This window comes from Runella limosa DSM 17973 (genome assembly GCF_000482465.1).
Lineage (GTDB): Bacteria > Bacteroidota > Bacteroidia > Cytophagales > Spirosomataceae > Runella > Runella limosa.
The window spans coordinates 59,975-80,789 of sequence record NZ_KI519424.1; the positions used below are offsets into that span (position 1 = coordinate 59,975).

Annotated in this window: 16 protein-coding genes; 9 read left to right on the forward strand and 7 right to left on the reverse strand. The window is 44.6% G+C overall.

Going from position 1 to position 20,815, the window contains the following annotated elements; genetic code table 11:
- The first annotated feature begins 11 nt into the window (after positions 1–11).
- A complete protein-coding gene (locus K339_RS0121835; protein WP_157607698.1) occupies positions 12–617 on the forward strand; it encodes a hypothetical protein in 606 nt (201 codons plus the stop codon).
- Here K339_RS0121835 and K339_RS34440 read toward each other — a convergent pair.
- From K339_RS34440 to K339_RS36165, 4 genes are read right to left on the reverse strand one after another with little or no spacing between them, the layout of a single operon-like run.
- Positions 556–1,518 carry a ribonuclease Z gene (locus tag K339_RS34440; RefSeq protein WP_051398164.1) on the reverse strand — a complete coding sequence of 321 codons (963 nt, stop codon included), beginning with the start codon at positions 1,516–1,518 and terminating at the stop codon, positions 556–558. The two genes, K339_RS0121835 and K339_RS34440, sit on opposite strands and share 62 nt — an antisense overlap.
- Positions 1,518–1,946: an STAS domain-containing protein gene (locus K339_RS0121845; protein WP_028525508.1), complete on the reverse strand. Its 429-nt coding sequence runs from the start codon at positions 1,944–1,946 to the stop codon at positions 1,518–1,520. The genes K339_RS34440 and K339_RS0121845 overlap by 1 nt, the downstream gene beginning before the upstream one ends.
- A gap of 3 nt (positions 1,947–1,949) precedes the next feature.
- Entirely contained in the window at positions 1,950–2,888 is a 939-nt protein-coding gene (locus K339_RS0121850) for a phosphoribosylaminoimidazolesuccinocarboxamide synthase (RefSeq protein WP_028525509.1), read from the reverse strand.
- Positions 2,889–2,936: 48 nt separating this feature from the next.
- Complete coding sequence (locus tag K339_RS36165; protein WP_169731888.1) at positions 2,937–3,683, reverse strand: tetratricopeptide repeat protein; 747 nt, start codon at positions 3,681–3,683, stop codon at positions 2,937–2,939.
- A 60-nt stretch (positions 3,684–3,743) separates the two neighbouring features.
- Between K339_RS36165 and K339_RS0121860 the strand changes: the two genes are divergently transcribed.
- The gene (locus tag K339_RS0121860; protein ID WP_028525510.1) at positions 3,744–5,867 is read left to right on the forward strand and encodes a tetratricopeptide repeat protein; all 2,124 of its coding nucleotides are present in this window, start codon (positions 3,744–3,746) and stop codon (positions 5,865–5,867) included.
- Between the two features lie 176 nt (positions 5,868–6,043).
- A complete protein-coding gene (locus tag K339_RS0121865; RefSeq protein WP_051398166.1) occupies positions 6,044–8,443 on the forward strand; it encodes an outer membrane beta-barrel protein in 2,400 nt (799 codons plus the stop codon).
- A gap of 121 nt (positions 8,444–8,564) precedes the next feature.
- On the opposite strand, the gene K339_RS0121870 is transcribed toward K339_RS0121865, so the two are convergent.
- The 3 genes from K339_RS0121870 to rpsT all read right to left on the reverse strand — a co-directional run bounded on the left by K339_RS0121870 (position 8,565) and on the right by rpsT (position 11,137).
- The gene (locus tag K339_RS0121870) at positions 8,565–9,380 is read right to left on the reverse strand and encodes a purine-nucleoside phosphorylase (RefSeq protein WP_028525512.1); all 816 of its coding nucleotides are present in this window, start codon (positions 9,378–9,380) and stop codon (positions 8,565–8,567) included.
- Between the two features lie 105 nt (positions 9,381–9,485).
- Positions 9,486–10,748: a lactonase family protein gene (locus K339_RS0121875; protein ID WP_028525513.1), complete on the reverse strand. Its 1,263-nt coding sequence runs from the start codon at positions 10,746–10,748 to the stop codon at positions 9,486–9,488.
- 122 nt (positions 10,749–10,870) lie between these two features.
- Positions 10,871–11,137, reverse strand: coding sequence for a 30S ribosomal protein S20 (gene rpsT, locus K339_RS0121880; protein ID WP_028525514.1), 267 nt, complete (start codon positions 11,135–11,137; stop codon positions 10,871–10,873).
- A 278-nt stretch (positions 11,138–11,415) separates the two neighbouring features.
- Here rpsT and K339_RS0121885 point away from each other — a divergent pair, with 278 nt between their 5' ends.
- The 6 genes from K339_RS0121885 to trmB all read left to right on the forward strand — a co-directional run bounded on the left by K339_RS0121885 (position 11,416) and on the right by trmB (position 20,605).
- Positions 11,416–14,433, forward strand: coding sequence for a tetratricopeptide repeat protein (locus K339_RS0121885; protein ID WP_028525515.1), 3,018 nt, complete (start codon positions 11,416–11,418; stop codon positions 14,431–14,433).
- Between the two features lie 18 nt (positions 14,434–14,451).
- Positions 14,452–16,119, forward strand: coding sequence for a TonB-dependent receptor (locus K339_RS0121890; protein WP_028525516.1), 1,668 nt, complete (start codon positions 14,452–14,454; stop codon positions 16,117–16,119).
- Positions 16,120–16,274: 155 nt separating this feature from the next.
- Positions 16,275–17,402 carry an HU domain-containing protein gene (locus tag K339_RS0121895; RefSeq protein ID WP_028525517.1) on the forward strand — a complete coding sequence of 376 codons (1,128 nt, stop codon included), beginning with the start codon at positions 16,275–16,277 and terminating at the stop codon, positions 17,400–17,402.
- A 105-nt stretch (positions 17,403–17,507) separates the two neighbouring features.
- Positions 17,508–18,440, forward strand: coding sequence for an energy transducer TonB (locus tag K339_RS0121900; RefSeq protein ID WP_028525518.1), 933 nt, complete (start codon positions 17,508–17,510; stop codon positions 18,438–18,440).
- Positions 18,441–18,509: 69 nt separating this feature from the next.
- Positions 18,510–19,790, forward strand: coding sequence for a bifunctional folylpolyglutamate synthase/dihydrofolate synthase (locus tag K339_RS0121905; RefSeq protein ID WP_028525519.1), 1,281 nt, complete (start codon positions 18,510–18,512; stop codon positions 19,788–19,790).
- Between the two features lie 152 nt (positions 19,791–19,942).
- A complete protein-coding gene (trmB, locus tag K339_RS0121910; RefSeq protein WP_028525520.1) occupies positions 19,943–20,605 on the forward strand; it encodes a tRNA (guanosine(46)-N7)-methyltransferase TrmB in 663 nt (220 codons plus the stop codon).
- Positions 20,606–20,815: the final 210 nt, after the last annotated feature.

Sequence of the window (20,815 nt, forward strand, 5' to 3'; positions counted from 1 at the left end):
TTGAATTAGCCATGCGAAAAAAAATCTATCTAATTCTACTTTTCATCGCCAGTATGGGATGTGCCTATGCCCAACCCCAACAAACGCTGGATGCGAATGAGTTGTTTCTAAAACAGAATCCCCAATACCGTTCTACTTTTACCAAAGATGGGGGAAGGTACCTAGTGTTGGATGTGTATCGAATGGGCAAAATCCGTCGGCACCGTTTTTTTGTAGGAGATGAACTGACATTTTCAACCAAACAAAAACGTAAAAAAAGCAAACAAACCATCGTGGCGGTTTCGGATAGCTCTTTTACCTATTCTACTTACAACGATATCTTGGGAGAATATGAACATACGGAAGTCATGATTTCTGATGTTCATAAAATAAGACTCAGCCGAAACATTCCTTTTGTTACCCAAGGCGCAGTCATGTTGCCCTTGGCAGGGGGCGTTTTGTTATTGACAGATACCTTTATCACGAAGGGAGGCGTTGATTTTTTGGTTCAGTTTGATCCCAAAACAGCCTTAATCGCGGGGGGAATCGCCTCGTTAGGAATTTTGTGTGCCAAGGCTAGTTTTCCGAAGTATCGGGTGGGAGGGAAGCATCAGCTGAAGGTACTGAAAGTATATTAAAAGTCGTGCCTTCTTCGGCAATGTGCGAATTGGGAAAAACGGCCTGTGCTTCGGTCAAAAACGAATCCACTTCCTTGTAGCGCGACGAAAAATGTCCAATCAGCAATTTGCCGACGTTGGCTTTTTGGGCGATGGTCGCGGCTTCACTCGCGGTCGCGTGAAAACGGGCCGAGGCTTGGTGCGCCAAATCATTTTGAAAAGTAGCTTCGTGGTATAAAAGCGAAGCCCCACGAATGATGGGAATAATTGCCTCGTCGTAGCGGGTGTCCGAACAATAGGCATAGCTGCGGGGTGGTGGAGCTGGCAAGGTATATTCAGCCACACTGTAGAGGAGGTTACCACCTTCGTCGTAAATGTCTTCCCCGTTTTTGAGCTGACGTAAATAGTCAAACGGAATATCGTCCGTGATTTTCTCTTTAATGAGTTTGCGTTTGTGGGGTTTTTCTTGAAACAAAAATCCAGCACAAGGAATGCGGTGACTCAATGGAATGGTAAAGACGGTAAAACAAGGATGTTCGTAAAGTAGCGTAGAGGTAGTTGTGTTGGTTTGGGTAAAAATAATCCGAAACTGCAACGGCGTCTGAGAGTATTTAAACTGGAGCGTGAGTACTTCGTCCAGCCCCTGTGGGCCAAACAACAACAAATCGTCGGTACGCCCACCGAGGTTGAGACTCGACAACAGACCAATCAACCCGAAGTAATGATCTCCGTGCAAATGACTAATAAAAATCCCCTTGAGTCGGCCTGGGCGAACCTTGTAGTCGAGCAGGCGAAACTGCGTCCCTTCTCCGCAGTCAATCAGAAAGTGGTCACTTTCGTAGGTGAGTAACTGCGAAGAAGGGTGGCGGTTGAGGGTAGGGGTAGCCGAGCCAGCCCCCAAGATTAGTACGGAGAATGGCATTACGGTTTTTCGCTCTGGGTATAACCGTCCTCGTCCATGTCGTCGTCGTTGAAATCATCACTTTCGGCGCTGAACTCATTTTCCAAGTCATTCATAAATACGGCGTCGATGCCTTCTTCTACGCTTGGGAGAATGGTAACGTCGCGTATTTTGCCGTCGATGAGCAAATCCACAAAGTCGTCGTTGTCAGAAACCAACACCATTAGCCCCAACTCACGAGAACAAAGCATGTTGATTTTTTTCAGAATGCTGATTCCTGCCGAGGCAATGTCAGTTGCCGTTGCAAAATTGAGAATCAAGTTATGGAACCCTTCACGAAACAGTCCACGAGCGAGGGTTTCTAACTCAGCTGCCATGTCATCGTCAAAGGCAGACTCGTGAATATTAATGAGGGCGTATTGTTCGTGTTTTTGAATGGTATGTGTCATAGTCTATAAAGTTAGCGAACGTGTAACATTTTCTTCAATCCGTGCCAAAATATTTTGTGATTCTGACTTAATAAAGGGTTTGCCCGTTACTTTTTCGTAAAGTTCAATGTAGCGGGCCGAAATTTGAAGAATCCATTCGTCCGACATTTCGGGGACTACTTGGCCTTCTTTTCCCTGAAAACTGTTGGCAATCAGCCATTCCCGAACAAACTCTTTGGAAAGTTGCTTTTGCTGAATCCCTTTTTGTTGATTTTCTTCATAAACATCAGCGTAGAAATAACGAGACGAATCGGGCGTATGTACCTCGTCGATGAGGTAAATGGTGCCGTTGTTAGACCCAAACTCGTATTTGGTGTCCACCAGAATCAACCCTTGTTGGGCGGCCATTTCGGTGCCACGGGCAAACAGCGCTAAGGCGTATTTTTCGAGCTGGGTATATTCTGCTTCCGACACAATGCCTTTGGCAAGAATATCTTCGCGCGAAATATCTTCGTCGTGGCCTTCGTGGGCTTTGGTGGTGGGCGTTATGATGGGCGTTGGAAGTTTGTCATTTTCTTTCAAACCTTCAGGAAGCGTTACTCCGCACAACGTACGTTTTCCTGCTTTGTACTCCCGGGCGGCATGACCCGCCAAATAACCGCGAACAACCATTTCTACGGGGTAAGTGTCGCATTTTTTGCCGAGGCTGGCGTTGGGGTCTGGAACCTCAAGAAGCCAGTTAGGCACGATGTCAGCCGTTGCCCGCAGAAAATGCTCCGCAATTTGGTTCAACACTTGTCCTTTGTAAGGAATGGCCCGTGGTAAAATGACGTCAAAAGCCGAAATTCGGTCGCTGGCGATCATGACCACGCAGTTTTCAAAACTATATACATCACGGACTTTGCCGCGGTAAAATCCCGTTTGGTTGGGAAACTGAAAATTGGTTTGAGTGAGAGTTTGCACGCTATGCGTAGTTTTTGGTGGATTTTTCTACCTTATATATTATATATACTACCACTTTCCTTTGGTGTCGTCGTTGGCGGTCGTTCGGTGGCGTTGTTGTTGTAAGTACTGAATTTCGGATGCTTTCAAAGATTCCAGAATAATCATGGCTTGTTCTTCGCTCATTTTTAAATTTTTGAGCTGGTTTAATAAATTTTTCTTTTCCTCCGTTTGTTTGGCCACCTGCTCCGTTTGGGGCTGGGGGGTATTTTTTTTAGGAGTTACGTTGGGAGGCGTTTGGGTAAGCGCTTTGGCTTCTTTTTCTTTGCCATGATAGCGTTTTTTCAGTAGTTCATAGTTGTACTGCGCTTTATCATTGTCGGGATTAAGTCGTAAACTTTGCCGAAAATAAAACAACGCCTGCGCCGTATCCTTCTGCATGGTTTCGATGACCCCCAGTTGGTTTAAGGCCCTTGATGCCAAAAATGGATTAGACACCAAGGAGAGCTTGGCATAGTATTTTTGGGCATTGCGAAGCTGTTTCAACTGAAAATAAGTATGTGCTAAATTGAGCCGAGATTCTGGTTCGGCAAAAAGTGAAGCCGTCGAAACATTCTGATAGGCTTCCAGCGCATGTTGATAGTCTTTCTCGTTGTAGGCTTGTTGTCCCTCAATTTTTGCGCGGTTACTCCTTGAAATCGTGTCAAACGAACGATTGTCCCAAATCCAAAGCAGTAATGAAAAAAGCAACGACTCAATCATCGGTGGTTGGTCTAGTAAGGCGGTGCAAAGATAACGTTTTTTAATTTTTGGCACAGTTTTGGAGATATTGGGCATATCGCCTTACATTTGATTAGTTTTCCAATTTGAGCGGTTATGTCAAAATCTAAAAAAGGAGTACCTCAACCCATAAAAACACCTCAGAAACAGCAAGTTGAATCAGATTCTTCTTCCGTTTTATCCACTGAAAGCTTCACTGGAGTAGAAGCAAAAACGCCCGTAAATCCCCCAATTAAGGACGAACTTTTTCGTAAAATTTTTTGGGGACTGGCCTTAGTTTTACTCATTGGTATGCCAATTCTTAGTACGCAGTACGGAATAACGGCCGATGAATGGGGAAACAAAGCCTACGGCGAACTGTGTTTGGATTATTTTACCAGTTTTGGTGATAAAAAAGAAGCACTTTCTTACGCACCTCGCGGAGGAGAGGTAATGTATTGTTATGGCCCCACGCTTGACTTAATTTCGGCGGCCATTTACCGCACCACTGGTGCCGATCCGTACCTGATTCGTCACATGTTACTCTCGCTCATGGGCGTCCTTATTTTTGTGGCAACGGGCTTGACGGGACGGTTACTCGGTGGAAATTGGCGCGCGGGTCTGTTGGCCTTGATTTTTGCGCTTTTCTCTCCGCGTTTGTTTGGCGATTCGATGAACAACCCCAAGGACATTACTTTTGCGGCGGGATATATTCTGACCATTTGTGCTTTGATTAAGTTTATTCAAGAACTTCCCCAACCCTCATGGAAAACAACCTTGTTGGCCATTGCGGGTATTGGTATCGGCCTGGGAAGTCGTGCGCCAGGTTTGGCGTTGGTGGCTTACGTTCCGTTTTTTGTTGGGGTTGAGGTTCTTTTTCGCAAGCAAGTGCGTCAAGCTGTGTTTGGTGACAGCGCAGTATTAAAAAACGTCGCGCTCAAAACGGGAGTCGCTACTTTGGGTGGCTATTTGCTCGGTATTTTATTCTGGCCGTTTGCCTTGGCCAATCCGTTGAAAAACCCGTTGACGGCTTTGCAAACCTTGACGAATTTTCCTATTAGTATAAAAACCTTGTTTGAAGGAACAAAAATATACTCAACGTCGCTTCCTTGGTACTATGTCCCCAAATACATGATGGTATCTACGCCTTTGTATTTCTTACTGGGCGTGTTGGTATTTTTGGTTGCTTTTCCGTTGGCGCGGCGGTATTTCAACCAGCGGTATTTGTTTTTGGTGTTGTTTGTCGCCCTTTTCCCGTGGTTGTATGGGGTGTCAAAACATTCGGCCTTTTACAACGGCTGGCGCCATACTACCTTTATTTACCCGCCTTTGTTGGCGCTAACGGCCGTAGGCTTTGAGTATTTCTTCCGTCGATTGGGAGGCGTAGGACAAAAAGCGCTCGCGGGGGTATTGGCCGTGTTGGTGGCGTTGCCTTTGTGGTTTATGATTAAAAACCATCCGTATCAATATACTTATTACAACGAACTGACTGGCGGTACCAAAGGAGCATTTGCCAATTACGAAACGGATTATTTTGGGGTAAGTACCCGAGAAATCGCCGATTGGATGAAGACCAATATTCCGAACATACAAAAAGATACGGTGGTCATTGCCAGCGATTATTTTGTGCCGTTGAAAGATTATTTTACCGATTATCCCAAGTTGAAAATGGCTTATCGCCGTTATTATCAGCGCTCAGAGTTTGATTGGGACTATGGCGTGTTTTTAACGGGGCACCTCAATCCAAGTCACTTCCGAAATGCTGGGGTGTTTCCACCTGCAGGGACCATTCATAAAATTGAAGTCAACGGTGCTACAATTGGGTTGGTGATAAAACGCATCAGCAAAGATGATTTTAAGGGAATTAAACTGATTAAAGAAGGGAAAATTGCGGAGTCAATTCCGTATTTGGAAAAAGCCCGTCAACTTGACCCCAACAATGAGGTGGTTCGTTTGTACTTGGCCAATGCGTACGTAAACGTGGGTAAGTTCAATGAATCGTTGCAGGAATGTCAAAAAGCCTTGGAAATTTTCCCTGAATATTTGGGGGCAATGACCACCATGGCGATTGCGTATATCAACCTCAATCAAAACGACAATGCGGTGTTTATGTTGAACGAAGTGCTAAGTCAAGACCCTACAAACCGTGATGCGGCGCAGTACTTGGCCATCGCTTACGAACGACAGGGAAATACCGCTGCGGCTAACCAAATCAGGGCGCAGTTGCAACAACAACAATGATGAAGCCATCGTTATTTTAGGAGATATAAAAATCCCCGCTCATTCAAGGGCGGGGATTTTTAATTAGAAATTAAGTATTGAAAATAGGCTTTGTTGCCTCGAAAGGAGTAACTATGTAGAGCCAATTTAAACACTATACACCAATAATTAGCAAACAGCCTAATTGTCAGTTATTTATGAATCGTAAACTTTTTTGTTCTTTCTTTTTTTGTATGCCTTTTTGCGGCCTAGTTGCCCAAAACCTTCAAATCCGCTTACAAGATGGTGCGAAGGCTGCGGTCATCGGGGCAACACTCCGCCTGGCCGAGCGTGCCGATTCTACCAAAAAAATGTACGCCGTGGCCGATACGGCAGGTACGGCCCAATTTAAGGTGACTTTTGGCAAACAGTACTTGTTGGAAGCGACTTCCATTGGTTTTAAGCCTTTTCGGAAATTACTTTCTCCTACTGAGAATCAATCCTCTTTTACATTTTTGATGGAGGCCGACAAAACTACCCTCAATGAAGTAGTGGTCACAGCGCCTAAACCGCTGATTCAACAAGAAGATGATAAAACAATTGTTGATCCCGAACCTTTGGCCAACAGCAGCACCAGTGCGATGGAAGTCATGGAAAAAATTCCTGGCGTTTTTATTGATCCCGACGGCAACATTTATTTAAGCAGCACGACGCCCGCCACGGTCTATATCAATGGCCGTGAGCAAAAACTGAGTACGGCTGACATTGCCTCCTTGCTGAAAAACCTCCCACCAAACAGCATTGCCAAAATCGAAATTTTACGGACTCCCTCGGCAAGGTTTGACGCCAGTGGCAGCGGAGGGGTGGTCAACGTGATTTTGAAAAAAGGGGTTAAGATTGGGGTCACGGGTAGCGTGAACGCAGGTATGAACCAAGGCCGCTACGGAAATCAGCTACTGGGCGTGACAGTGAATAATAACGACGGCAAAAAAACATCGTACGTTGTGGTGAACTACAACCGCCGTAATTCCTACGACCAAGTCGAAACCGACCGTCCTTTTACCTTAGATTCGCTCTTGAGTCAGCGTTCTTATACCACCACCCCGAGTCAAACCTTTTACACAGGTTTTGGAATGGGCTTTACACCTTCCAAAAAATGGGAGTTTAACTTTGACGACCGCATCTCGTGGAACCAATACCGTTCGTCTGCCGAAAACCACAACGAGATTTCGCGATTAAGTGTCGATAAATTGGTGGTAGAAAACGTCAATCAGTTAGCAAGTAAAACCAAAGCATTCTTGTTTAACCAAGATGTATCGACCAAGTACAAAATAGATACGCTCGGGTCGGAAGTGACGGCGGAGGCATCGTATAGTTTTTCAACGAATCAAAGTACCCAACTTTTTTCAACTGATTATTTGTTGCCCGCCCGTTTCAGTACAAGTGGTGATGGAGACATTGGCAACAATCGACATTCCTTTAGTGCCCGTACAGACTTTAAATACCTTTTCCCGCAAAAACTGGTGGTAGAAGCTGGGTTGAAAACCGCTTTTCAGTGGTTTGAGAATGATACCAAGTATTTTAACGTCATTTCAACAATTCGCCGTGCGGATGTGGTTCGTACCCGTCAATTCGATTATCACGAAAATATTAACGCGGCCTACGTCCAAGGCTCAAAAACGTTTAGTGCTTTTACGTTGAAAGCAGGCGTGCGGCTTGAAACCACTTTTATGGACGGCCGCCAGCGGATTCCTACCGATACTTCTTTTCGATTGAAAAGGGCGGATGTGTTTCCGTACGTGTATTTAAGTCGGCGATTGGCCAAAATTGCGGGCTACGAAATGCGCGGTTACTTGGTTTATCGGCGCTCGATTACGCGTCCCGTTTATGAATACCTCAATCCTTCGCAACGGTATTTGGATCAGTATTTGTTTGAAACGGGCAATCCGACCCTACGTCCGCAGTTTACCCAAAACATCGAAGCAAACATTAGTGTTGAAGAGCGGCCCATTTTTGCGATTGGGAAAAATTATACGAGCGATATTTTTACCAACGTGGTTTACCAAGACCCCAAAAACCCAAGCGTTGCGTTTCGCACCTACGATAATTTAGGTAAAAACGAAGAAACCTATTTTCGGTTGATGGGGGCTATTCCGCCAGGAGGTAAGTACTTTTTTGTCGTAGGAACTCAGTACAATCACAACAAATATGAAGGATTATACGAAGGTAAACCATTGACTTTTCAGCGCGGTTCGTGGTCAATTTTTACTTTTCACCAACTCAAACTGGACAATCGCTCAACCCTAAGTCTCAACGGTTTTGTTCGACTCAATGGGCAATTGCAGTTTTATGAGTTGAGCAACTTTGGCGGGTTGAATATGAACATTAACCGACGGTTTTTTAACCGAAAAATGACCGTAACGATGTCGATGAATGATATTTTCTACACCTTACGAAATGAATTTACGTTGAAGCAAGGAAGTGTAACGGCTTCTGGAATGCGCCAGGTAGATACGCGCCGTTTCGGGCTCAACTTGGTGTATAATTTTGGTATTCGTAAAAAAGAAGAGCGTACGAATATGATGAACTTTGAGTCTTTGGAAAAAAGTGTGAATTAATTTTAAAACGCTTTTTCCCAAAGAAAGCACTGAATTTCCTCAAACCCCCAGCCTAAAGTCGGACCGCCGAAGCGGCGTGGGGTTTGAGCATTAGATGTTCAGTCTAATTTTGCTTAGTTCCTTATTGGAGCAATTCTTTAATGATTAACGTCATAAGCGGCTCTGCTTGGTAAGCGGCCGCTAAAATTTTGCTCAATTCGGCCTTCTCAAGGGTTTCGGGAATGCACATATCAGTGATGACCGAAATGCCAAAAACGGGAAGATTCATGTGGCGGGCTACAATCACTTCAGGGACGGTACTCATGCCCACGGCATCTGCGCCAAGTTGGCGAAGTAGTCGGTACTCCGAACGGGTTTCGAGTTGCGGACCCGTTACGCTTACATACACCCCTTTGTGCGCCCGAATGTGGTGTAATTCGGCAATTTTGGCCGCTTTTTCGAGCATAGAGGCGTCATAAACTTCGCTCATATCGGGGAAGCGGTCGCCTAATTCGTGGAGGTTGGTACCACGGAGTGGGTTTTCGGGTAAAAACAAACTGATGTGGTCTTGAATCAACATCAAATCGCTGGTTTGGTAGGCAGGATTTAGTCCTCCTGCGGCATTGGAAACAATCAGTTGCTCAATTCCTAACAGTTTCATTACCCGAACTGGAAACGACACTTGTTGCATCGAGTATCCTTCATAATAATGAAAACGACCTTGCATACACACTACCTTTTTGCCCGAAAGGGTTCCAAACAATAATTTTCCTTTGTGAGACTCAACGGTAGATACGGGGAAGTGAGGGATGGTCTCGTACGAAATACTCGCTTGAATTGTAATGTCATCGACGAGGCTACCAAGGCCAGTTCCTAAAATAATACCCACTTGAGGTTGAAAATCCTGCGTTTGGTTTTTAAGAAAGTCAACGGCCTCTTGAATGTGTGAAAATTCCATGCGTAAAATGAAAAATAAGTGATGGATGAAGGTCGATAAAATTTCTGTGATTACAAAAAAAGCCGATACCTTCTCAGGCATCGGCTTTTTCGTCAAATGATTATTTTAAGGAATCAATTTCACGGTATGGCAACCTTTAGGGGCGCTAATTTTTGCCATTTGTTTGGTTAACGAGGGCGTACCACCTTTGTTGACTTTAAAAAATTCGACACCACCGTCACGGCGACCGTAGTCGAAGTATTCAAAGACAGATACCGCCACGTTGTCGCCTGATTTGTCGAAGATAATGCTTTCAGGAGCAATGCCTTCAATTTCATAATCAGCTACTTTGGTTGCTTTGCCATCTTTTGCCAAAGACAAAAGCGAGACACCCGCTTTGCCTACGCTACCTTCCCAAGGTTGGGCCGAATTGGCTTTATTGGCCGTTACAATCAACGCACCGTCTGGGCTAATGGCAAAGCTTTCAACGCCAGCCGCTACGGGGGTTTGAGCTACTACTTTATGTTCGGCTGTTTTAGGGTCAGCGGCAGTCGTATTAAACTGAATCGCCACTAATTCACCCGCTGCGCCGTCTTTTAAATCTGAAACGATAAACAAGCTACCATCTGGTGTGAACGACCCTACGCCTGGTTTGCCCGTTAATTTTGCGGGTGTTCCAAAAGCTTCAAACGTAGCGATTTTGCCTTGTGGATTGCGTTTTGCTTTATAGAGCCAAATTTCTTTGGTTTCTTCCACAGTAATGGCGATAAATTCCCCTTCTGGGTGCCAAGTGACGTCAGTAGCGCGGGCATTTTGAAGGTTGAGGGCAATTGGAACGTTACGCGTCGGCAATCCGCCAGCACCAATCTCGAACATGCGCAACTCTTTGGCGGCTTCTTCCGAGGTAATGAGCATATTGCTTCCTAACATATCGACGGCCAAAGGATTTTTACCCACGGTAACTTTACGCGTCGAAGGCTTGGCCATGTTAGAAATGTCAACAATGTACATGGTGCTTCCCGCAGGTAAATCCGTGGCTACATTTTTAACCGTTTTCACACTGTCGGTCGTTTGACCACGCGTTTCAATGACGTAAGCGTAACGCCCGTCAGACATCACAGCTGCGCTGCGAGACCAGCCAATGGCTGAGTTTGGAAGGGGGGCACTGCCAAACTCTTGTCCCAATTTCAGAGGAAGTGGAAATACGCTCAAAGCATCTTTTACGCCAACTTCTTTCATCAATTTTCCGTCAACAACAGCCGAAGCCGCCATGTCGCCGTCTGAAAGGGCCAAGATTCCGCGGGCATTAAATTCAATGGTGGGTTTTTGGGCAATGGCTGCGCTCGCACTTAACAGCGCGATTCCCAATGTCAAACGCATTCTTTTCATGAGTTTTTTGTAATGGTTAACAGGTTATACAATATATTACTACTAAGTATGAAAGCGCATAATACGAAAAAAACCTTTAAAGCACGGAGCTTTAAAGGTTTTTCTTTGCAAAAAAGTACAATTTATGCAGTTGCTACCACAAGACGATTAACGTGTTTCGCCAATTTAGACTTGAGGTTACCCGCTTTGTTTTTGTGAATGACATTCTTTTTTGCCAATCTGTCAAGCATAGAAGATACAGTTTTGTACAATTCTGATGCAACAACTTGGTCTTTAGTGTCACGCAACTTACGTACCATTGTACGCGTAGTTTTGTGTTGGTAGCGATTTCTAAGGCGTTTTGTTTCGTTGGCCCGGATTCTTTTTAATGCTGACTTATGATTTGCCATTGGTTTTATAAAAAAATAATGTATTTCTGTTCTATAAAAGGAGTGCAAAAATAGTCGTTATTTACTAGAGATGCAATTTTTTTGAAGGAAAATTATAGCAAATATTTGACAACGTTAGAAACGACATTAATTCGTGTTTTGTATGAAGGAAGAACAATTTATAGGCAATGAACCAAGGAATTTATACGTTTTAAAGTTTGTTTTTCGTTCTTTCGCAAAAATAAATCTTGTACGGAAATTTTATCGTACTTTTCGATTTTTACATCCTTATTTACCACATGTTTCTCAAACGCAGCCTTCTATCCCTGTCCCTTTGTGCCCTTTCGTGGGAGGCGATTCACGCCCAAAACACCCTCGGTTATACTGAGGCTGATGTTCACTACCGAAATGGGGTCGAACTTTTTGAAAAATCAAACTATTCGGCGGCCAAACAGGAGTTTCGCTATTATTTGGAAAAACGCCCAGCGTTGCTCAACACCAACGACTACACCGCCGTGACCGCCGAGTACTACACCACCCTGTGTGCGTTGTATGCCGATGCGCCCGAAGCCGAGCTGGCCGTCGATCGGTTTGTCCGCAATCACCCCGAGCACCCCAAAGCAGCCCTCATCTACAGCGATTTGGGAAAGTATTATTTTGATCGGGGAGATTATGCCAACGCCATTACGTACCTCTCCAAAGCATTGGATCGCAGTTCAAACTACTACGCTGCCACCGAAACCCGCTACAAATTAGGGTTGTCGTATTACAGCACCAAGCAGTTTGCGCCCGCACTCCGTTATTTTGCGGAAGTACAACAAGACGCCACCAGCGATTATTTTGCGCCAGCGGCTTATTATGCGGGGGTCATCAATTATCAAAACGGCAAATACGACGATGCTTACCGTAATTTCAAAAACATCGAATCGCATCCACAGTATAAAATGGACGCCCCCAACTGGATTGTGTCTTCGTTGTACCAAGCCGAGCGGTACGACGATTTGATTGCGTACGCCGAGCCATTGTTGCGCCGTTCGCAAGGAGGAGGAGTCAAGCTGAATGACGTTGCCTTGTACGCCGCCGAGGTACTTTACAACCGAGGTAATTATGCCGATGCGGCCAAATATTATGCCCAGTATGTTCAATTGAAGGGACGTGAAACCCCCATGCCAGCACCTATCCAATTTCGATATGGACATTCGTTGTTCAAAACGGGCAATTATCCTGGGGCGGTCGATCAATTAAAAGGTGTTGCAACCCGCAAGGACACAACGGGGCAGTTTGGGTCGTATATTTTGGCCATCAGCCACCTTCAGACCAAGAACCCCCAAGCGGCGTTGACGGGCTTTGACAATGCGGCCAAGTTGAAATTTAACAAAGTGATTCAAGAAGAAGCGTCTTTCAATCACGCCAAAGTTCAGTTAGAGCTCAACAACCAATCGGCGGCTTTTACGGAATTTCAGGAGTTTATCAAAAACTTCCCGAACAGTGAGTACGAAGAAGAGGCCACCAAGCTATCAATCCTAGCTTTGACCAAATCCAACAATAGTGCAGCAGCCGTGGCCTATATCGAAAAGTTGAAAAAAATAGATGAGGCAACCAAAGCTGCCTACCAGCGCCAAACCATGAACTTGGGAATTGCTGACTTTAACGCCGAACGCTACGCCCAAGCAATTGTAAACTTTGACAAGTCGCTCAAATATACCCCTGATTCCGAAATTGCGTTGGCGGCTACCTACCAAAAAGGAGAAGCTTTCTCGGCCTTAAACCGCTACGGAGAAGCCATCCCGATGTATCAGCAATTGATTCGGAGCAACCCGACCTCTCCCTACGGCATTCGTAGTTTGTATTCGATGGGATACGCCTATTACAATACCAAAGACTACAAAGCGGCGGTGACGAATTTCCAACAGTATATTACTAAAGGAAAAGGCGTGGGAGAGCCACAAACGATTGAAGATGCGACCATCCGAATCGCAGATTGTTATTTGACCGATAAAAACTACGCGCAAGCCACCGCCATGTACGACAAAGCGATCAACGATGGTCGTTTGGACCGTGACTATGCCTTGTATCAAAAAGGGTTGATTTTGACCTACCAAGAGAAAGACACGGAGGCAAAAGCGCAGTTTGATAAGGTGATTGCCCAATTCCCTACTTCGCGCTATGCCGATGACGCCTTGTTTCAGTCGGCCAACATTGATTTAGAGAAAGGAAATTACCAAGCGGCCATTCGTGCTTATACGCGTTTGGTCAAAGACAAACCACGCAGTTATTTGATTCCGCCTGCGTTGTTGAAGCGCGCCTTGGCTTATAACAACATTCAGGTATATGAAGAAGCCATTCGCGACTACAAGCAGATTTTGTCAGAGTATTCAGATGCCCCAGCGGCCAAAGAAGCCTTATTAGGGTTACAAGCGACGTTGGAAAACGCGGGCAGAACGGAAGAAATGTCGAATGTTTTGGCCGATTATAAAAAGAAAAATCCGCAAAGTACCGAAACTGAAAAATTGGAATTTGAAACAGCCAAAGGGTTGTACGGCGATGGCAAGTACCCACAAGCCATCAAGGCACTCCAAAGCTTTATCCGCGATTATCCCAACAGCAAATTGGCGACAGAAGCACGTTATTTGGGGGGAGAAAGCTATTACCGCAACAACGATAACGCCAATGCCCTCAAACTTTTCAGCTTGGTTATTTCGGAAGGTGATCAGCGGTTTTCACCCAAAGCAGCTTTGCGGGCGGGAGACATTGAAGCGCAAAACCAAAACTACCCGCAAGCGGTTCGCAATTTTAATTTGCTCTATGCCCAATCAGATAGCAAAACAGACCGCGTGACGGGCTTGATGCGTTTGATGGATACGTATTTTTCGATGAAAAAATACGATTCAACGGCCTATTACGCGCGTGAAGTGATGAATGCAGGAGACGTGATCCCTGGTTCGACCAAAAAAGCGCAGATGCAAATGGCCAAGGTCTATATTGAAAAAGCAGATTACAAAACGGCGGATGCAGAATTGAAAAAAATAGTGGCTGCCAACAAAGACGAATTTGGGGCTGAGGCAAAATACTGGGCGTCAGAATCATTGTTTCGTCAGGGCAAATTGAAAGAAGCACAGGCGTCGGTGATGGAACTCAACAAACAATACGCCGATTATGAGCGTTGGCGGGTTCGCGCCTTTATTTTATTGGCCGATGTGTATGTAGGGCTAAAAGACCCCGACCAAGCCAAAGCCACTTTGCAATCGGTCATTGAAAATGCCGAAGACAAAGACGCCATTGAGTTGGCCAAATCAAAACTAGCCGCTTTACAATAACCTTAGCACTTAAAAAGAATGAAGAAAGTCCCATCGATAAAACCTCTCCGCTTGCTGGTTGTGGCAAGTTGTTTTTCGCTGCCTGTGTTGGCACAAAAACAATCGGGAGAAATTGACAGCCAAACCTTTGAAGTAGAGAAAAAGAAAAAGATTGAGTTGCCCCCCGCCAACCGCCTTTACAACAAACTTCAACCTTTTACGAGTGAAGAAGACAACCGAAAGCTGAATTATGAGTTTCGTACGCCCAAATTAACGCTCGGAACGCCCAAAATCACGCCTACGGTATTGCCAGTCAACGGGGAAAACAAAGAAGACGAAGGTGGAAACCTCAATAATTACGTCAAAGTAGGGGGAGGTAATTACGGTAAGATTTACGGAGAAACATTTATTGGTAACAATACCGAAGATTTAGCCTACGACATTCATTTCAAACACTTGTCCAACCAAACGGGACCCGTTGACGGTCAAAACTCGGCCAACAGCGAAAACCGCCTCAAACTCAACGGGCAGTACATTGGTAATTCGTTTAAATTGGGCGGAACGGCCTTTTACGACCGCGACAACTATTATTTTTACGCCAATCGTTCGGCACCTAACGCCGAAATCTTGAAGGGAAATATCCGCCAAACAATCAACACCTTTGGCGTACAAGTAGGGTTGGATAACATTGACAACAACAAGTTTATTGATTATTCCATCAAAACGTCCCTGTACCGACTCAGCGACCGTTACAGTGCGGCTGAGACCGATTGGGGTACCAATTTTTCGGGTTCAGTTCCCATTACCGAAAACATTTTTGCGTTGTTGAATGCCGATGCTTACGTTTCTCAACGCACCGATGCCGAAACTTTCAAACGGAATTTGTTCAGTGTCAAACCAGCTTTTAAATTTTCGTACGATGCCTTTACGGTAACGGCAGCTTTCAAAGCCGTTAACGAAACCGACGACCGCCTCAAAATCAACCGTACCGTTGGCTTCCCGCAAGTAGAAGTGGATGCCGTTCCATTGGCGGGTGTGCACGTATTTGCGGGTTACGGTGGCGACCTCAACCGTAATACCTTGCGCTCGTTGTTGGGCGAAAATCGTTGGTTAGCCCCCAATGTTACCATTGCCAATACCGAACGAAGCCGTGATATTTACGGAGGTTTTAAGGGTGAGTTAGGCCCTAGTTTTCAGTTTGAAGGAAAAGTGTCGTACGCAACTTTCAAAAACTTCTACGGCTTCAACAACGATTGGTTGGATAGCACCAAATTTGCGGTTGTGTATGATGCCGACTACATCAAAGTCTTAACTGTGTCGGCCCAAGTGGGGTACCAATACCAAAACATTGTTCGCTCGACGCTTCGGGGAGATTTTTATGATTACAACGTCAAACGCCTAGAAGCACCGTGGGGCCGCCCACGTTCGACGGTGACGTGGAACAACTCCTTTGTATTCAGCAAAAAAATGTTTGCAACCATCGACGCCTATTACATTGGTGGGTTAAAAAACAAAAACTTTCAAACGGGCACAACGCACAACCTCAAGCCGATCGTCGATTTAAACCTAAAAATAGATTATTTATTGACGCGTAATTTTTCAGCATTCGCTTCCATCAATAACCTATTAGGTAAGAACTACGAACGCTATTTGTATTATCCGCAACAGGGTCTCAACTTCTTAGCGGGATTGTCGTTTCAGTTTTAGATTATTTTTTTTTGGACGCCATACAGTTCTAATCTAAGCAATTAACGCACTTTATTCGACCTAATTCAAAGCAATAGCCCGCGCGGCTATTGCTTTTTTTTTATCTTCTCTGTACCTTAGTACCCAAATCCCCATAAACAGGTTACATAACAAACATGATTTCTGTCCTAGATTACACCCGTAAACTATTGTATGAACATGACTGCGTCGTGCTCCCCGATTTGGGTGGTTTTTTGGCGTATTTTAGTCATGCGTTTTACAGCGAGCAAAACGCCCTTTACCATGCACCGCAGAAGCGAGTAGCGTTCAATGAGGCGTTGAAACTAGATGACGGATTGCTGACTCACTACATGACTATCAACGAACAAATTACGCGGGAGGAAGCCCAAACGCGCGTTCGTCAGTTTGTGGAGGAGATCAAAAATACCATCAAAGAAAAAGGCAACTATACGTTGGATGGAATCGGTATCCTTGATACCAACGACGAAGGTAAACTTCAGTTTGAACCAACAGTTGATACTAATTTTTACGCAGAAGGCTTTGGCTTAAAGTCGGTTTCGCTGGCACCTGCCGCTTCAATTGACGTATCTGGAAAATCCAATGAGGATTGGACTTCTGACGACCGTCCTGCGGAAGAACTCGAACTTGAAATTCCTCGCCGCCGTCGTACCCGAATTGTGATGTACATCGGTGGGGTACTATTGATTGGTACGGTGCTTTTTGCCAGCATCACCCAGCTTCCATCCGAAAGTTTAAAGTCAAGCCTGAATCCTTTTGAATTGATAACGACGGTGAAGGGGTGGTTGGCAACTGATAAAAAAACTAACACTGTTAAAAAAGAAGAAGTTGTAGCGACTGAAAATGTGGTTGTACCGAAGGAAGAGGTTGTTAGTGAGGTAGTTGCTCAAGAAGAACCCGCGGTAGTGATTAAAAAAGAGGAGGAGCCAGTAGCAGCAACAAAAGAAACGGCGAAAGTTGAGGAAAAACAAGTTGCTCCTGCTAGAAACCAAGAAACGGTGGTAACCCCCGCGCCTAGTTCGGATGTAAACGGGGAGTTTTTGGTGATTGCAGGTGGATTTTCTAAAATTGAAAATGCCCGTAACTTGACCGCCAAGCTCCAGAGCCATGGCTACAGCGATGCCACGATTTTGAATCCAGAGCCAAACGATGGAAAACTGATCATTGTATCGGCCATTGCCTGCGAATCATCGGTCAAAGCCAAATCACAAGTAGCGCAAATCAGTCGCTTGGCAGGTGCAAAAGCGTACGTGATTCATAAATAATTTAGGTAGTAAATAATTAAAAAAGGGGCAAAAGCCCCTTTTTTTTGTGCTCGTATATATTTTACCCTTATTTTGCGTTAATTCAAAAATTACACACATTCACCCATGTCGATACTTGTCAATACGAAAGAAGACAGAGAGCACCAAATGATAGGATTAGCGGGTGCGACTATCATTACCTCTGCGCTTATTACGATTACACTTTTTGTGAAAATTTATCATGCGCTTCCCAAAACGGAAGCCATTGAGTACGTGGAAGTGAATTTTGGAACGGATGATGCGGGTTACGGAAAAATCCAGACCTATAACAAAGCGAGTGATTCGCCTCGGGCTGAAAACGTAAAAAAATCGGATGATACGCCCAAGGTAAAAGCCACGCCAACACCTAAGGTTACACCGCCACCCACGCCTAAAGTAGAAACGCCTAAACCTGTAAAAACGGCGCCCGTAAAACCGCCAATTACGAGTAAATTGGAAAGTCCCGTTGAAACAAAGGCCGAAACCAAACCTACCAAAACGGAGTCAAAATCAACAACGCCCGCGCCACCTGCTCCTACAAAGCCTGCCCCTGAGCCCAAAAAAGTGGATGAAGATGCTTTGTTTAAAAAATCATCGGGTAGTTCAAAAGGAAGCAATGGAACCAACGGAACTGCCTCGGGAACGGGTGGAAATAACAATGGTGACAAACCAGGAACGGTAGGCGACCAAGGAAACCCCAAAGGAAGCATCGACGCTAGTAGCCTTTATGGTAAGCCAGGCGGTGCTAAAACAGGCTTGGCCCTCAACGTATCTGGGTGGGGAATGGGTGCCCGTCCGCAAGTGAATGACGACTCTGACGAATCGGGACGGATTGTTTTTGAAATTACCGTGGACGATACAGGCGACATCATCGGTGTGCGGGTAAAAGAATCAACCGTTAGCCAGTCGGTAGTAGAGGTCTATAAACGGGCTGTCAGCCGCATGAAACTGGTACCAAAGTCAGAAAATGTTCCTTCCACTTCCAAAGGAACCATTACTTTCAATATCAAGAGTAGATAATTCTTTCCATAAAAAAATCCCTGAAAAGGGAATAAGGGGGCTAGATTGCCCCTTTATTTTTGTTATCCCATGAACTACGAACAAACCATTTCCTATTTGTACAGCCGCTTGCCCGCTTTTCATCGCGTAGGAGCAGTGGCGATGAAAGCAGGATTAACCAACATTACGGCCTTGTGTGAAGCTTTGGGAAACCCACATACCCAATTTAAAAGCATTCACGTGGCAGGAACAAACGGCAAGGGGAGTACTTCACATTTGCTTTCGGCGGTGTTACAATCGGCGGGCTATACCGTCGGATTACACACATCACCGCATTTAAAGTCGTTTACCGAGCGCTTTAAAATCAATGGTCAACCATGTCCTACGCAAACGATTGTGGACTTTGTAGCCAACCACCAAGACCTTATTGAGCGCATACAACCCTCATTTTTTGAAATAAGTGTGGCATTAGCGTTTGATTATTTTGCCCAACAACGGGTGGACATTGCCATCATAGAAGTGGGGTTGGGCGGACGGCTGGACTCTACAAACATCATCACACCCATTCTGTCGGTCATCACCAACATCAGTTTTGACCATACTGACTTGTTGGGAGATACCTTAGAAAAAATTGCGGGAGAAAAAGCGGGAATTATTAAACCCCATGTGCCTGTAGTGATTTCGGAAACTCAGCCTGAGACGGAACCCGTCTTTCGGGCCAAAGCCCAAGAATGTCATGCGCCCATTGTTTTTGCAGATCAACACTTCCAAGTCATGGAGACATCGCTATCAGCGGGGTATCGAGAAGTTACAATTAAGTCTATTAATTCAATAATTAAAACCTATAAAATAGATTTACTTGGTATTTATCAGGCTAAAAATATCTTGGGTGTCTTGCAGGCTGTACAAGAATTAAGAATGCAAGGGTGGGAGATAAGCGATGCACAGCTAGAAGCAGGTTTGTCCCAGGCCACACAACTCAGCCAGTTGAAAGGACGTTGGCAAGTTTTACAACAAACTCCAATGGTGGTGGCTGATGTCGCTCACAATGATGGAGGACTCAAAGAAACCCTGAACCAACTTCATTACTACGATTACACAGGATTACGTTTTGTACTTGGTTTTGTCAAAGACAAAGACGTAGCTGGCGTACTTGGGTTATTTCCAAAAGAGGCCACATACTATTTTTGCGCAGCTGATTTACCAAGGTCCTTGCCTGCAATCGAACTACAAACCCTTGCGGCCACTTTAGGTTTATCGGGGGAGACATATTCTTCCGTCGCAGAAGCTTTAAACGCAGCCCTTAGGGAATCCTTACCCACCGATATTATTTATATTGGAGGTAGCACATTCGTAGTCGCTGAGGTTTAATATTAGTCTATATAGCCTATTTATATTACTGAAAATATTGTATAGATAGGTTTGAAAGTTTTTATTCAAAATGTGGTTTTTTGTACTTTTACAATTCAATGAGAATTGATTATACAGTACCAGATTACAGTTAACTTTTAAATATCAAAATCTTGAGCCGTCAGAAACTTATACGTTTTGCCGCAAATGCACTGGCTACCAATGTATTAGAGGTAGGAAAGCCCTTGTATGAAACCATTAAAGGAAAATGGAACGAAACCTACTTTTTGAACAATAATCCCATCGTGCTTGAATTAGCGTGTGGAAAAGGGGAATATACGGTCGGATTGGCCCAAGTTTTTCCAGAAAAGAATTTTATTGGCATTGATGTCAAAGGAGACCGCTTGGCGATAGGCAGCCAGCAGGCGATTGACCTTGGTTTAAAAAACGTAGCCTTTTTAAGAACGAATGTTGAGTTTCTTCAAAACTTTTTTGAAGCAGGGGAGGTCTCCGAAATTTGGATAACTTTTCCCGATCCGTTCAATATTAAAAAGAGCCTGAGGCGTCGATTAACGCATCCACACTTTCTGGAAAAATACGTGGCTGTTATCAAAAAAGATGGGCTGTTGCACTTAAAAACGGATAACAGAGAGCTTTTTGACTTTACATTAGAGGAGCTTGCGCAATTTGGTTTTTATGATTTGGTCGCAACTTTTGACCTTTATCAGTCAGAATTACACGCCGAACACTTCGGAATTAAGACGCGTTTTGAGAAAATTTTCACAGAAAAAGGCTTCCCTGTTCACTATTTGAGGGGTCGTTTTTTGAGAAATTAAATGTATCTAAAGGTGCTTTCACTGAAGAAGCACCTTTTTTATTTTTCCATAAATGAATAAAAATTCAAATATGAATAATTTTTCATTATATAAATAAGTGGTTTATTATCAATAAGTTATGGCGATGTGTTTTTGAGAGAATGAATAGGAGAGAGGTATAAAAAAGGGGCTTTCTCGTGATTGAGAAAGCCCCTTTAAATGAGGAACTCT